The organism is Aestuariivivens sediminicola (assembly GCF_022662015.1).
Lineage (GTDB): Bacteria > Bacteroidota > Bacteroidia > Flavobacteriales > Flavobacteriaceae > Aestuariivivens > Aestuariivivens sediminicola.
Genome location: NZ_JAKMCM010000002.1, coordinates 101,405 through 114,862 on the forward strand (window position 1 = coordinate 101,405; position 13,458 = coordinate 114,862).

The 13,458-nt window shown below is 39.7% G+C and carries 13 protein-coding genes and 1 tRNA gene; 10 read left to right on the plus strand and 4 right to left on the minus strand.

The window, feature by feature from the left end:
• The first annotated feature begins 11 nt into the window (after positions 1-11).
• Positions 12-2,756 (plus strand): 2-oxoglutarate dehydrogenase E1 component, encoded by a 2,745-nt coding sequence (locus MR041_RS05410; RefSeq protein WP_242092583.1) that lies wholly within the window; start codon positions 12-14, stop codon positions 2,754-2,756.
• Between the two features lie 50 nt (positions 2,757-2,806).
• Positions 2,807-4,021 carry a 2-oxoglutarate dehydrogenase complex dihydrolipoyllysine-residue succinyltransferase gene (odhB, locus tag MR041_RS05415; protein WP_242092584.1) on the plus strand — a complete coding sequence of 405 codons (1,215 nt, stop codon included), beginning with the start codon at positions 2,807-2,809 and terminating at the stop codon, positions 4,019-4,021.
• A 67-nt stretch (positions 4,022-4,088) separates the two neighbouring features.
• On the opposite strand, the gene MR041_RS05420 is transcribed toward odhB, so the two are convergent.
• Positions 4,089-4,532, minus strand: coding sequence for a retropepsin-like aspartic protease family protein (locus MR041_RS05420; protein ID WP_242092585.1), 444 nt, complete (start codon positions 4,530-4,532; stop codon positions 4,089-4,091).
• Between the two features lie 80 nt (positions 4,533-4,612).
• Between MR041_RS05420 and MR041_RS05425 the strand changes: the two genes are divergently transcribed.
• The 8 genes from MR041_RS05425 (at position 4,613) to MR041_RS05460 (ending at position 9,770) form a co-directional block, all read left to right on the plus strand.
• Positions 4,613-5,380 (plus strand): TatD family hydrolase, encoded by a 768-nt coding sequence (locus MR041_RS05425; RefSeq protein WP_242092586.1) that lies wholly within the window; start codon positions 4,613-4,615, stop codon positions 5,378-5,380.
• 3 nt (positions 5,381-5,383) lie between these two features.
• Positions 5,384-6,415, plus strand: coding sequence for an asparaginase (locus MR041_RS05430; RefSeq protein WP_242092587.1), 1,032 nt, complete (start codon positions 5,384-5,386; stop codon positions 6,413-6,415).
• 76 nt (positions 6,416-6,491) lie between these two features.
• Positions 6,492-6,579: transfer RNA gene (locus MR041_RS05435), tRNA-Ser, on the plus strand.
• Between the two features lie 74 nt (positions 6,580-6,653).
• Positions 6,654-7,430, plus strand: coding sequence for a MotA/TolQ/ExbB proton channel family protein (locus tag MR041_RS05440; RefSeq protein WP_242092588.1), 777 nt, complete (start codon positions 6,654-6,656; stop codon positions 7,428-7,430).
• A gap of 26 nt (positions 7,431-7,456) precedes the next feature.
• Positions 7,457-7,888: a hypothetical protein gene (locus MR041_RS05445; protein ID WP_242092589.1), complete on the plus strand. Its 432-nt coding sequence runs from the start codon at positions 7,457-7,459 to the stop codon at positions 7,886-7,888.
• Between the two features lies 1 nt (position 7,889).
• Positions 7,890-8,498, plus strand: coding sequence for an ExbD/TolR family protein (locus tag MR041_RS05450; RefSeq protein ID WP_242092590.1), 609 nt, complete (start codon positions 7,890-7,892; stop codon positions 8,496-8,498).
• 28 nt (positions 8,499-8,526) lie between these two features.
• Positions 8,527-9,009, plus strand: a complete 483-nt coding sequence (locus tag MR041_RS05455; RefSeq protein WP_242092591.1) for an ExbD/TolR family protein — start codon at positions 8,527-8,529, stop codon at positions 9,007-9,009.
• Between the two features lie 68 nt (positions 9,010-9,077).
• Positions 9,078-9,770 (plus strand): porin family protein, encoded by a 693-nt coding sequence (locus MR041_RS05460; RefSeq protein ID WP_242092592.1) that lies wholly within the window; start codon positions 9,078-9,080, stop codon positions 9,768-9,770.
• Here the strand turns inward: MR041_RS05460 and MR041_RS05465 are convergent.
• From MR041_RS05465 to asnS, 3 genes are all read right to left on the minus strand, one after another.
• Positions 9,765-10,370: a hypothetical protein gene (locus MR041_RS05465; protein ID WP_242092593.1), complete on the minus strand. Its 606-nt coding sequence runs from the start codon at positions 10,368-10,370 to the stop codon at positions 9,765-9,767. The two genes, MR041_RS05460 and MR041_RS05465, sit on opposite strands and share 6 nt — an antisense overlap.
• Positions 10,370-11,830, minus strand: a complete 1,461-nt coding sequence (rpoN, locus tag MR041_RS05470; protein WP_242092594.1) for an RNA polymerase factor sigma-54 — start codon at positions 11,828-11,830, stop codon at positions 10,370-10,372. Before rpoN ends, MR041_RS05465 begins: the two co-directional genes overlap by 1 nt.
• Positions 11,831-11,960: 130 nt before the next feature.
• Positions 11,961-13,397, minus strand: a complete 1,437-nt coding sequence (gene asnS / locus MR041_RS05475; protein ID WP_242092595.1) for an asparagine--tRNA ligase — start codon at positions 13,395-13,397, stop codon at positions 11,961-11,963.
• Positions 13,398-13,458 lie beyond the last annotated feature (61 nt).

Below are 13,458 nucleotides of genomic sequence, written 5' to 3' on the forward strand. Positions count from 1 at the left end.
TAAAGATAACAATGGATAAATTTTCATTCTTAAATGCAGCCCATACTGGGTATTTTGCTGATTTATACGACCAATATATTCAAAATCCAGATAGTATAGAACCCAGTTGGAGGGCCTTTTTTCAAGGATATGATTTTGGAAGCGAGAGTTATGGACTCAATGGTGAGGCTGCCACTCAAGAGGCACCTGAATTATCAGATCATGTGCACAAGGAATTCTATGTGGTTCGGCTCATCGATGGCTATAGAATGCGAGGGCATTTATTTACAAGAACCAATCCGGTAAGGTCGAGAAGAAGTTACTTTCCGACCCTCGATCTCGAAAACTTTAATTTATCAGAGGACGATCTCGATACGGTTTTTAATGCCGCGGAAATTCTAGGTATTGGTCCTTCCACCCTGCGTGAAATTATTATACACCTGGATCGGATTTATTGCAGTTCCATTGGTGTGGAATATATGTATTTGCGTAATCCTGAGGTCATCCAATGGTGGCAGGACAGATTAAATGTAAATGACAATCAGCCTAATTTCTCCGTAGAGACCAAAAAATATATCCTCTCCAAAATGAATCAAGCCGTAACGTTTGAACACTTTTTACAAACGAAATATGTCGGCCAAAAACGATTTTCATTGGAGGGAGGAGAGTCCTTAATACCTGCTATAAGTAATGTGCTTTTTTATTCCGTTGAAAAATATGGCGTTAAAGAATGTGTCCTGGGTATGGCACATCGCGGGCGCTTGAATACATTGATCAATATTTTTCGCAAACCCATTAAAGAACTCTTTAGCGAGTTTGATGGTAAGGACTTCGAAGACGAAAATATTGATGGGGACGTGAAATACCACCTCGGTTTTACGCTTAATAAAACCTATCAGAACGGTAAGAACATCAAGATGAATTTAGTGCCCAACCCATCACACTTGGAGACCGTAGCCCCAATTGCGGAGGGAATTACGCGGGCTAAGATAGATTCTGATTACGACGGTGATAATTCTAAAATAGTCCCCATTGTGGTGCATGGCGATTCGGCCATAGCAGGCCAGGGAGTGGCCTATGAAGTTGCCCAGATGAGTTTGTTAAATGGGTATAAAACCGGTGGGACCATTCATATTGTAGTAAATAATCAAATCGGTTTTACCACCAATTATCTGGATGCCCGATCCAGTACATATTGTACAGATGTGGCAAAAGTAACACTGTCCCCCGTGTTACATGTCAACGCTGATGATGCTGAAGCGGTTGTTCATGGTGTTGAACTGGCACTGGAATATAGGATGCGTTTTAAGAAGGATGTCTATATCGATTTACTGGGGTATCGGAAATACGGTCATAATGAAGGCGATGAACCAAGATTTACCCAACCTAAGTTGTATAAATACATAGCAAAACATCCAAATCCGTTTAAGATATATTCCGATAAGCTTATTGCCGAGGGTACCATAGACAAAGCGTATTCCGATACTATTGTGGCAGAGTTTAAGGAAACCCTGGAGCGTGAATATGAAAAATCCAGACATGCTGAATCCTCGAAAGTCAGGGAGTTTATGCAGGAACGATGGGAAGGCTTCGAGAGAAAAGGACTGGATGCCATGTTAGAAAGTATCGACACGACCTATCCAAAAGACAAGCTGGAACATATTTCGAGGGTGGTGTCAACCGTTCCTGAAGGGGCAACATTTTTAAGAAAGGCCGAACGCATATTGGAGGGGCGTTATAAAATGGTTTTCGAAGCCGATTCGCTCGACTGGGGTATGGCGGAAACTTTGGCCTATGGCAGTTTGATGGAAGAGGGGTACAATGTGCGCATATCTGGACAGGATGTGGAACGCGGTACCTTTAGTCATCGACATGCCATTTTACGTGATGAAAAGACCGAGGAGCGTATTAATCTGTTAAATACCAATGTGCACAACCAGGGGACCATGGATATTTACAATTCTCCATTATCGGAGTATGGGGTGCTTGGTTTCGATTACGGTTATGCGATGGCAAATCCAAATACCTTGACCATATGGGAAGCACAGTTTGGCGATTTTAGCAATGGGGCCCAAATCATATTCGATCAATATGTATCGGCTGCCGAAGATAAATGGAAATCGCAGAATGGTATCGTTGTGTTGCTGCCTCATGGGTATGAAGGACAAGGTTCGGAGCATTCGTCTGCGCGCATGGAGCGCTATTTACAGTTATGCGGAAATGATAATATGATTGTTTCCGACTGTACCACACCAGCAAATTTTTATCATTTACTGCGTCGTCAAATGAAACGGGATTTCAGAAAACCACTTATTGTTTTTACTCCAAAGAGTTTACTCAGACATCCCAAAGCGGTATCCTCCATTAATGAACTGGCTACGGGACAGTTTGAAGAAGTTATAGATGACACCCTGGAAGTTGAGCAGATTAAAAAACTTGTGTTCTGTACCGGAAAGTTCTATTATGATTTATTGGCAGAACGAGAGAAACGCGACATAAAGCATATCGGTCTTGTGCGTATCGAACAATTATTTCCCTTGCATTATGATAAAATTCAAGAGGTTATCGATAGATACCCGAATGTAGAGGAATATGCATGGGCGCAGGAAGAACCCAGGAACATGGGTGCATGGAGTTACATGCTTCAGCGTATGCATCTGGTGAAATTAGAGGTGTATTCGAGGGCGCTGAACTCTGTACCTGCACCTGGATCAAGTACCAGAGATAGAAGCAGACAACAGCGTGTGATCGATGCGGTGTTTGATACTTCGAATTAAAACAGGAAACACAGAGACATTAAATTAGTTTACGATTAAAATTATAAAGCATGATTTTAGAAATGAAAGTACCTTCTCCGGGAGAGTCTATTACAGAAGTTGAAATAGCAACCTGGTTGGTTGAGGATGGCGATTACGTAGAGAAGGATCAGGCCATTGCTGAGGTAGACAGTGATAAGGCTACTTTGGAATTACCGGCAGAAGAAAGTGGAACCATTACGCTTAAAGCCGAGGAAGGAGATGCTGTTGCTGTGGGCGCAGTCGTTTGTTTAATTGATACTGATGCTGAGAAACCGGAAGGCAGTGCTTCTGCCCCTGAAGCTAAAAAGGAAGAAGCCTCAAAGCCGGAAGAGACCGTCAGTTCGAGCCCGAAAGAGAATAAAACTTATGCCACAGGAACAGCGAGTCCTGCAGCAAAAAAAATACTTGCAGAAAAAAATATAGATCCGGACTCAATATCGGGATCAGGTAAGGACGGAAGAATTACCAAGGAGGACGCGGTTAATGCCACCCCTTCAATGGGAACACCAACTGGAGGGAACAGAGGTTCGAGCAGATCCAAGATGTCCATGTTAAGACGAAAGGTTGCGGAACGATTGGTGGAGGCGAAAAATACAACGGCCATGCTTACGACCTTTAACGAAGTGGACATGTCACCAATTTTTGCGATACGAAATGAGTATAAAGAAACCTTTAAAGAAAAACACGGTGTTGGTTTGGGATTTATGAGCTTCTTTACGCTCGCCGTTGTAAGAGCTTTGAAAATGTATCCGGCTGTAAATTCCATGATTGATGGGAAGGACATGATTTCCTACGATTTTTGCGATATAAGTATTGCGGTTTCCGGTCCCAAAGGACTCATGGTTCCTGTAATCCGAAATGCCGAAAACTTGAGTTTCAGAGGCGTTGAGTCTGAAGTGAAGCGCTTGGCCTTGCGGGCACGTGATGGTCAGATAACCGTCGATGAAATGACAGGTGGTACCTTTACTATATCTAATGGTGGTGTATTTGGAAGCATGTTGTCAACACCAATTATCAATCCACCACAAAGTGGTATTTTAGGAATGCATAATATTGTAGAGCGTCCCGTTGCAATTGATGGGAAAGTCGAAATAAGACCTATCATGTACGTCGCTTTATCTTATGATCACAGAATTATAGATGGAAAAGAGAGTGTTGGATTTTTAGTGGCGGTGAAAGAAGCTTTGGAGAACCCCGTTGAGCACTTGATGAACAATGACATTAAAAAGGCCTTAGAATTATAAATCGACCCGAAATTATAAATTAGGAAGTCGCCATAATTCAGGCGACTTTTTTCTTTTTAGGGCTTGGTTATTCCATTTTAAGGTACAAATATTTTTTCTCGTAGTCGATTATAGCCTTTGCTTTTTTCAATATATCGGCACCAATAATACCGTTTACAGGTTTTGAATCATGATTTATGAGTGCGGTATTGACATGGGTGAGATTAAAAAGGACGAGTACAATTTTGTTTTTTTTCCATTTTCCAATTTTAATTTTATTTCTTCTGGCGGTTTTCGTGTCCATATCGATAGCGCCTGCCCCGGCGGCCTTCACGATCGATTCTTCGGCGTTTAATTTAAAGGTTTCAATGGATTCCAGATCCACACAGGAATTGGAAGCACCGGTATCTAGGATGAACACTCCTTTAACACCATTTATGGTGGCCTTAATTTCAAAATGGTTTGTTTTTGTGAGGTGCAGTTTAACGCGCGTGTAGTGTTTTGCACTCAGAAATTCATGAAGTGATTGCATCTTAATGTCTTTTTGCAAATATAATGTTATAAAACAATTATTTTTACCAGATAAATAGAGTCCATTTTAAACCTTGTATTTTGATTATTACAGATACACATACCCATTTATACATAGAGGCATTTGATGAGGACAGACACGAAATGATTGAAAGGGCTTTGGCTCAAGGTGTTTCAAGATTTTTTATTCCGGCTATCGATTCCACATATACAAAAGCCATGCTGCAATTGGAAGCGGCCTATCCGAAACAGATGTTCTTAATGATGGGGTTGCATCCAACACATGTAAAAGACAACTATCCGGAGGAGCTTCGACATGTTGAACGGATGTTATCTGAACATCAGTTTTATGCCATTGGCGAAATAGGCATTGATTTGTATTGGGACAAGTCAACCCTGGATATTCAAAAATTAGCCTTTAGACATCAGATTCAATTGGCAAAAAAGAATAAATTGCCAATAGTTATCCATTGCAGAGAGGCATTCGATGAGATATTTGAAGTGCTCGAGCTTGAAAATGATGAGCATTTACATGGGATATTTCATTGTTTTACCGGAACTTTGGAACAGGCGCACAAAGCCATTTCCTACAACATGAAATTAGGGATAGGCGGTGTTGTTACCTTTAAAAATGGAAAGATTAACAAGTTCATCAATAAAATAGATTTGAAGCATATAGTTTTGGAGACCGATGCACCCTATCTTTCACCTGTACCCTACAGAGGAAAGCGAAATGAGAGTGCCTACATTGTTGAGGTACTGGCAACGCTAAGTGAACTATACGGTAAATCGCCGGAGGCTATTGCATCGATCACAACACAAAATTCCAAAGCAATATTTAAGGTTTAGATTATGGGATCATCCAAAGTAAATATTTTACTTCTCTATACCGGTGGCACGATTGGTATGATAAAAGATTTTAATTCAGGTGCTTTACGTGCTTTTGATTTTGAAACCCTGTTGGATAAGATACCGGAACTGCAACTGTTAGATTGTCACATCAAAACGATTTCTTTTGAGGATCCCATAGATTCCAGTAACATGAATCCGGACTATTGGATTAAAATAGCCAATATTATAGGATCCCATTATGAGATGTTCGACGGGTTTGTTGTGTTGCACGGCAGTGATACCATGAGTTATACTGCGTCGGCCCTAAGCTTTATGCTGGAAGGGCTGCAAAAACCGGTCGTGTTTACAGGTTCTCAATTGCCTATCGGCGATTTACGCACAGACGCCAAGGAAAACTTAATTACAAGTATTCAAATAGCCGCTTTACAAGTAGAAAACAAGCCGGTAATTCAGGAGGTGTCTTTGTATTTTGAATATAAGTTGTACCGGGCCAACAGAACAACGAAAATCAATGCCGAACATTTTGAAGCCTTTCAATCGCCCAATTATCCCGAACTGATACATTCTGGGGTACATTTAAAGGTGAATCAGGACTATATTTTCAGACCGGATCCGTTTCAAGAGTTTAAGGTTTGTACAACTTTGGATACCAATGTGGCGATCCTCAAATTATTTCCAGGAATCTCAGAAGCACTGGTTCAAAATATAATGCGAACACCAAACTTAAAAGGGGTCATTTTAGAAACCTTTGGAGCCGGAAACTGTACTACGGAATCCTGGTTTAGTGACCTATTGGAGAAGGCTATCACCAAAGGGATACATATTGTGAATATCACACAGTGTGTTGGAGGTAGTGTCATGATGGGCCACTACGAAACCAGTAACCAATTAAAAAGGATTGGCGTTATATCGGGTAAGGATTTAACCACCGAGGCTGCCATAACGAAATTGATGTGGTTGTTGGGGCAAAATAAGGATCCTGAACGCTTTAAAAACTATTTTGAAACCGCCGTTCGAGGTGAAATGTCCTAAAATTATCGGTTAAAGTTTTACCATTTAAAGATTTTTTTGTTATTTGAGCCCCCTAATTCAAAAGCTTTTAAGATACAGAGAGGTGGCCGAGTGGTCGAAGGCGCACGCCTGGAAAGTGTGTATACCCCAAAAGGGTATCGAGGGTTCGAATCCCTTCCTCTCTGCTGTTATTTTTATTTTTTAATTGCTTTTTTTTTATATCTTTAACACTTTAACTAATAAAATTAAGATCTAGAACATGAAAAGATTATTTTCTATCCTTGCCATCTCAGGAATTATGGCATTCGGAACAGTTAATGCAACTACAAATGCTACCAGCACAACTACAACCACGGTAGCCACGATGACACAAGATGAAGAGGCCGCTGCTGCACCAGCAGAAGAAGTTGGTTTTCATCAGGAATTAAAGAAACGTTTTATTGAAGGAGGCCCCGGATTTATGGGAATTGTATTGTTATGTTTAATCTTAGGATTGGCCATTGCAATAGAGAGAATTATCTTTTTAAACTTATCTACTACAAATACAGCCAAACTCACTAAGGATGTAGAAGATGCTTTGAATTCAGGAGGCGTTGAAGCGGCCAAAGAGGTATGCAGAAATACCAAAGGGCCTGTTGCATCGATCTATTATCAAGGATTGGATAGAACAGATGAAGGTCTTGAAGCTGTTGAAAAAGCAGTTGTCGCCTATGGCGGTGTTCAGATGGGACAATTAGAAAAGAATGTATCCTGGATTTCCTTATTTATCGCCTTGGCCCCTATGTTAGGATTCATGGGAACGGTAATTGGTATGATCCAGGCATTTGATAAAATTGAAGCTGCCGGTGATATGCAACCGTCACTCGTGGCCGGTGGTATTAAAGTGGCTTTATTAACAACCGTATTTGGTTTGATCGTGGCCATCATACTTCAAATATTCTACAATTATATTATTGCTAAAATCGATGGCATCGTTAACAATATGGAAGATGCTTCCATCACGTTAATGGACTTGCTCATTAGAAACAAAAAGTAATAATTAAAATTGTAAATTAAACGATTATGAAAAAAGTATTAACCATAATATTAGCATTGGTAGGAGTACTGTCTATAGTATTCCTTGCGATGATAATATCAACAGGTGATGAGGCAGTTAAAGTTGGTGAAGCAAGTGGTACGGTAGATTCATTTATGTATTTATCCTATCTCATTTTGCTGTTGACTTTATTTTTTGTTGTGATCTTCACCTTGAAAGGCGTATTTAGTAATGCCGCCGTACTGAAGAGCACATTGAAAAGTGTTGGTGCGTTTGTGATACTCGCACTGATATGCTACTTCATGGCAGAAGGCGTTGAGACACCGTTGAAGGATGGTGGATCATTATCCGAAGGAGGATCTAAATTAGTTGGCGCGGGCTTATATTTATTCTATTTGCTTATCCTTTTAGCAGGTGGGATCATGTTACTCTCGGGAATTAAAAAAATGATAAAATAAAATGGCAAAACGATCAGCACCGGAAGTTAATGCGGGCTCAATGGCCGATATTGCTTTCTTGTTATTAATCTTTTTCCTGGTTACAACCACTATAGAGAAGGATTCGGGTATCAACCGAAAGCTTCCTCCCATGGAAGAATCTGAGGAAGATGTCATCATCAAGCAAAAAAATATTTTTACCATCCTGATTAATGGTAGGGATGAATTGCTTGTTGAGGATGAAAGAATGGAAATCAAGAACTTACGCAAAGCGGCTGCTGAGTTTTTAGATAATAACGGTGATGGATCATGTTCATACTGTAAGGGTAAGAGAGACCCATCATCATCAGATAACCCTGACAAAGCGGTGATTTCCTTAAAGAACCAGCGTGAGACCTCGTATGCTGCTTACATTGCAGTACAAAATGAGGTTGTGGCCGCATATAATGAGCTTAGAAACAGACGTGCTCTGGAGATTGGGCCGCAGAAAGGTTTTCCCGGCATGGATTTTATAAAGATGCAGGACAATTATAAGGATGCACGATGGGTTGGAAATAAAGAAAAGCTAAAGGAGGTTATCGACCAGATAAAGGAAGAGATTCCTCAAAAGTTTTCAGAAGTAATCGAGTAATTTAGAATTAAATATACAGTAATACATTATGTCTAAATTTAAAAAGAAAAAAAGTGGTGGTTTACCCCCAATTAGTACGGCATCCTTACCAGATATCGTATTCATGCTGTTATTCTTTTTTATGGTTGCTACCGTAATGCGTGAAAACACCCTTTTAATAAAAAATGCATTGCCTGTTGCAAATCAGGTGGAAAAGTTGGATAAAAAGAATCCTATCAGCTATATCTACATGGGTAAACCTAGTGAAAATTATAAAGCGAAATATGGTACGGAGGCAAGAATTCAACTCAATGATAAGTTTGCAGATGTCAGGGATGTTGCCGCGTTCATAAGTGCCGAACGTGCGGCATTAAGGGAAGAATTAATTCCCTTTTTAACGGTATCTCTTAAAGTGGATAAAGAAGCTCAAATGGGTATAGTTGGTGATGTTAAACAGGAACTGAGAAAGGTTAATGCTTTAAAGATTAACTATACAACCGGAGTAGGGGATGCCTTATCAAACATAAAATAAAATATCTTAATTTGTTAAAAGAATAAAGGGCATTCACTACGAATGCCTTTTTTTTGGTTTAAATAGCTATGCAACGATTATTCATTTTGTGGTGTTTTATCCTATTGAGCATACTGGCATATGCACAGGAAGAGACTACGATGGTGGTTGATTCGCTCTATAGGGAAGATCAGTTTTATGTCGGCGTGACCTACAATTTATTGTCTAAAGCGCCTACCGGTCTTTCTCAAAATGGATTTTCGGGTGGTTATCATCTGGGTTTTATACGTGACATACCCTTTAATAAAGGTCGAAATTTTGGACTAGGGCTGGGATTCGGTCTTTCTGCGAACTCCTATAATCAAAATCTTTTTATTGATAAGGACAACACGGGTAACATGAGTTATACGATTTTAGATGAGCGCAGCACCTTTACCAAGAATAAACTTACCACCTATTTAGTAGAATTTCCATTGGAGATACGATGGCGAACTTCAACGCCACTCGAGTATAAGTTTTGGCGCATTTACACCGGGATTAAATTCGGATATGTTATCGCAAACGGATCAAAATACAAAGGGGATTTGGGCACTGTAAAACACGATAGTATTGATCAGTTAAACAAGTTTCAGTATGGTTTATCTATAAGTGTGGGCTATAATACCTGGAACATCCATTGTTATTACGGCCTTAACCCTATCTTTTCCAATGAAGCTCAAATTAATGGCACTTCCATAGCTATGAGAACCATTAAAATAGGACTTCTATTTTATATGCTATAACCAATAATTGACCAATACGAGTTGAGGAATCACCCCTAAAAAAAAACCGATAATCAATTCTTTATAATTATGGGCCTTTAGATGCAGTCTTGAAGTAGCGACTGCTCCTACGATTATAGCCATTAAAGCCAAGGTGCCATTTATATTAATACTGAAATGGATGCTCAGTGCAATAAAAAACATGAGTACACCCGAAACGGCTATGAGGTGAATGCTGGCTTTAAACTTAAACAAAGCCAGAATTAGACAGGCCAAAGTTGAAATTAATATACCGACAAAAAAATAATACAACTCGACCACCTGTGTAGGCGTTAAAATGCGCTTTATGATGACTAAGGTAACTATGAAATTTAGAACCAAAGGAAGGATTCTTTCCTCCGTACTTTCCAAATAAATGGATTTTACCCTACCTATGGATTTCAGGAGAAAATACATGAGAATGGGCAGCACAATAGTTAGAATAAAAAGTGAAATCAACTTGGTACTCATGACCTCCATTGGGATATATCGCGGTGATTTGGAAAAATAGAAAATGACACCCGCTATTGGCATAATGAGTGGATGAAAAATAAATGAAAAACTTTTAAGAAGGTGATCCATTATATTTTTTTGCGAAGCCTTGCAACAGGAATATCCAACTGCTCTCTATATTTAGCTACAGTGCGTCTGGCAATCGGATAGCCTTTGTTCTTGAGAATTGTGGCCAGGGCTTCATCAGTTAGCGGCTTTTTTTTGTTTTCTTCCTCAATGACAGTTTCAAGGATTTTTTTTATCTCTCGGGTTGATACATCTTCGCCTTGTTCATTTTTCATCGATTCGGAAAAGAACTCCTTGATTAACTTTGTGCCATAAGGGGTATCGACATATTTACTATTGGCCACCCTCGACACGGTGGACACATCCATTTGAATTTCATCAGCCACATCTTTTAATATCATGGGCTTGAGTTTAAGCTCATCGCCAGTTAGAAAATACTCTTTCTGGTAATGCATTATGGCGCTCATGGTTATGAACAGAGTTTGTTGACGTTGCTTTATGGCTTCTATAAACCATTTTGCAGCATCCAGTTTTTGTTTAATGAACAGAACCGCATCCTTTTGTGATTTCGATTTGTCCTTGGCTGCCTTATAGCCCTTCAGCATATTGCTATATTCTTTTGAAACATGCAGCTCAGGGGCATTTCTTCCATTCAGTGTTAATTCTAATTCGCCATCAACAATTTTAATGGCAAAATCAGGAATGATATGCTCAACTATTCGATTACTCCCTGAATAGGAGCCTCCGGGCTTGGGATTCAGGTGTTCGATTTCATGTATCGCATCCTTTAATTCCGATTCCGTAATATCAAATTTCTGAATTAACTTCTTGTAATGTTTTTTGGTAAACTGTTCAAAAGCCTTGTCTATTATTTGAATCGCCAATTCCACCTTGGGACTTTTCTCTTTTCTGTGAAGTTGTATGCTCAAACATTCCTGCAAGTTCCGTGCTCCGACTCCGGCCGGATCCAACTGATGCACAATGTTAAGCACCCTTTCTATTTTATCTTCCGTGGTATAGACATTCTGTGTAAACGCCAGATCATCCATAATGTCCGATAAGTTACGTCTTATATAGCCACTTTCATCCACACTACCCACTAAAAACTCGGCAATCTCCCTTTCCTCATCTGTCAATCTGTAGGTGTTAAGTTGGTTGATTAAATGCTGTGTGAATGATATGCCGGCAGCATAGGGCATGGTCTTCTCTTCCTCATCACTGCTGTAATTGTTGGATTGGGTACGATAGTCCGGAATTTCATCATCGCTCAAATAATCGTCTACATTGATGTCTTCAGCCGTAATGGATTCATTATCGTTGTAGTCATCGTCACTAGAATTTTCATAATCAGAATCAAACTCATTATCTGTCTCTTTACCACTTTCCAGGGCAGGATTTTCTTCCAACTCCTGTTTGAGTCGTTGTTCAAAAGCCTGCGTTGGCAGCTGAATCAACTTCATGAGCTGAATTTGCTGCGGTGACAACTTTTGCGATAATTTAAACTGTAACTGTTGCTTAAGCATGTACTATGATTTGGAATGCAATATAAATATAGAAATTTAGTTTCAAACGGTTAAAATAAATGCACACAGACGGTTTTGCAGCATTTGAATCAATAATGAACTGTGGACTCAGATAAGGAATTCAAGAATGTCAGAACTCCGCATTCTGAGGGGTCCTTGGATAGGGGATAACATCTCTGATATTACCCATACCTGTTGCAAACATGACCAGGCGCTCAAAGCCCAGGCCAAAACCCGAGTGAATTGCAGTACCATATTTTCTCAAATCCAAATACCACCATAACTCCTCTTCAGGAATGTTAATGGCCGCCATTTTCTCTTTTAAGACGTCTAAGCGTTCTTCACGTTGCGCACCCCCTACAATTTCACCAATACCTGGAAATAAAATATCCATGGCACGAACGGTCTTACCATCTTCATTTAAGCGCATATAAAAGGCTTTTATGTTTGCCGGGTAATCAAAAAGAATGACCGGACTTTTAAAATGTTTTTCTACGAGATACCGCTCATGTTCGCTTTGCAGGTCCGCACCCCACTCATTGATGATAAATTTAAATTTCTTCTTTTTGTTCGGCTTACTTTGTCTTAAAATATCAATGGCCTCTGTATAACTTAAACGCTTGAAATGGTTTTCTGTTACAAATTTTAATTTCTCAATTAAACCCATTTCGTTGCGCTCAGCCTGTGGTTTGGTTTTGTCCTCGTCCTGAAGACGCTTGTCCAGAAATTCCAAATCTTCCCTGTTGTTATCTATTATGTATTTTAAAACATATTTTAAAAAATCTTCAGCCAGATCCATGTTGCCGTCCAGATCCAGAAATGCGACTTCCGGCTCAATCATCCAAAACTCTGCCAAATGCCTGGAGGTGTTAGAGTTTTCCGCCCTGAAGGTTGGACCAAAAGTGTATACTTTACCCAGGGACATGGCATAGGTTTCAGCTTCTAACTGTCCGGATACGGTTAAATTGGCCTCCTTACCAAAGAAATCTTGCGAGTAATCTATATCTCCATTGTCTTTTAAAGGCAAATTTTTTGGATCTAAACTTGTAACACGGAACATTTCGCCTGCACCTTCTGCATCACTGCCAGTAATGATTGGGGTGTGCATGTAATAAAACCCCTGATCGTTAAAATATTTATGAATAGCGAACGAGAGCGACGACCGCAGCCGCATTACCGCACTAAAGGTATTCGTTCGGGTTCGTAAATGGGCTTGTTCCCTTAAAAACTCAAAGGAATGCTTTTTAGGCTGTATCGGATAGGTCTCAGGATTACTGTCTCCCAAAACGTCCAATCGGCTCACAATAATTTCAACATTTTGCCCCTTTCCCTGACTTTCAACCAATTCCCCTTTGATATGCAAAGCGGCCCCGGTTGTAATACGTTTTAGAATGGATTCGTCTATTTTTTCAAAATCAACAACACATTGTATATTTTTCAAAGTGGAACCATCATTTAGCGCGATGAATCGGTTGGCTCGAAAGGTTCTTACCCATCCCTTGACTTCAACAGTTTCTAATATTGATGGTGTTTTTTGTAGTAATTCTAAAACAGTAAATGACTTCATTTAAATAAAAAATTTATGAAAAAGTAAATATAAAAAAAGGCGTTCTGGTTTAAGGTATGAA

Excerpts from the sequence above, each read along its gene's own strand:
- MR041_RS05410 (WP_242092583.1), top strand. The coding sequence starts at position 12 with ATGGATAAATTTTCATTCTTAAATGCAGCCCATACTGGGTATTTTGCT.
- odhB (WP_242092584.1), top strand. The coding sequence starts at position 2,807 with ATGATTTTAGAAATGAAAGTACCTTCTCCGGGAGAGTCTATTACAGAA.
- MR041_RS05420 (WP_242092585.1), bottom strand. The coding sequence starts at position 4,532 with ATGCAATCACTTCATGAATTTCTGAGTGCAAAACACTACACGCGCGTT.
- MR041_RS05430 (WP_242092587.1), top strand. The coding sequence starts at position 5,384 with ATGGGATCATCCAAAGTAAATATTTTACTTCTCTATACCGGTGGCACG.
- MR041_RS05440 (WP_242092588.1), top strand. The coding sequence starts at position 6,654 with ATGAAAAGATTATTTTCTATCCTTGCCATCTCAGGAATTATGGCATTC.
- MR041_RS05445 (WP_242092589.1), top strand. The coding sequence starts at position 7,457 with ATGAAAAAAGTATTAACCATAATATTAGCATTGGTAGGAGTACTGTCT.
- MR041_RS05450 (WP_242092590.1), top strand. The coding sequence starts at position 7,890 with ATGGCAAAACGATCAGCACCGGAAGTTAATGCGGGCTCAATGGCCGAT.
- MR041_RS05455 (WP_242092591.1), top strand. The coding sequence starts at position 8,527 with ATGTCTAAATTTAAAAAGAAAAAAAGTGGTGGTTTACCCCCAATTAGT.
- MR041_RS05460 (WP_242092592.1), top strand. The coding sequence starts at position 9,078 with ATGCAACGATTATTCATTTTGTGGTGTTTTATCCTATTGAGCATACTG.
- MR041_RS05465 (WP_242092593.1), bottom strand. The coding sequence starts at position 10,370 with ATGGATCACCTTCTTAAAAGTTTTTCATTTATTTTTCATCCACTCATT.
- rpoN (WP_242092594.1), bottom strand. The coding sequence starts at position 11,830 with ATGCTTAAGCAACAGTTACAGTTTAAATTATCGCAAAAGTTGTCACCG.
- asnS (WP_242092595.1), bottom strand. The coding sequence starts at position 13,397 with ATGAAGTCATTTACTGTTTTAGAATTACTACAAAAAACACCATCAATA.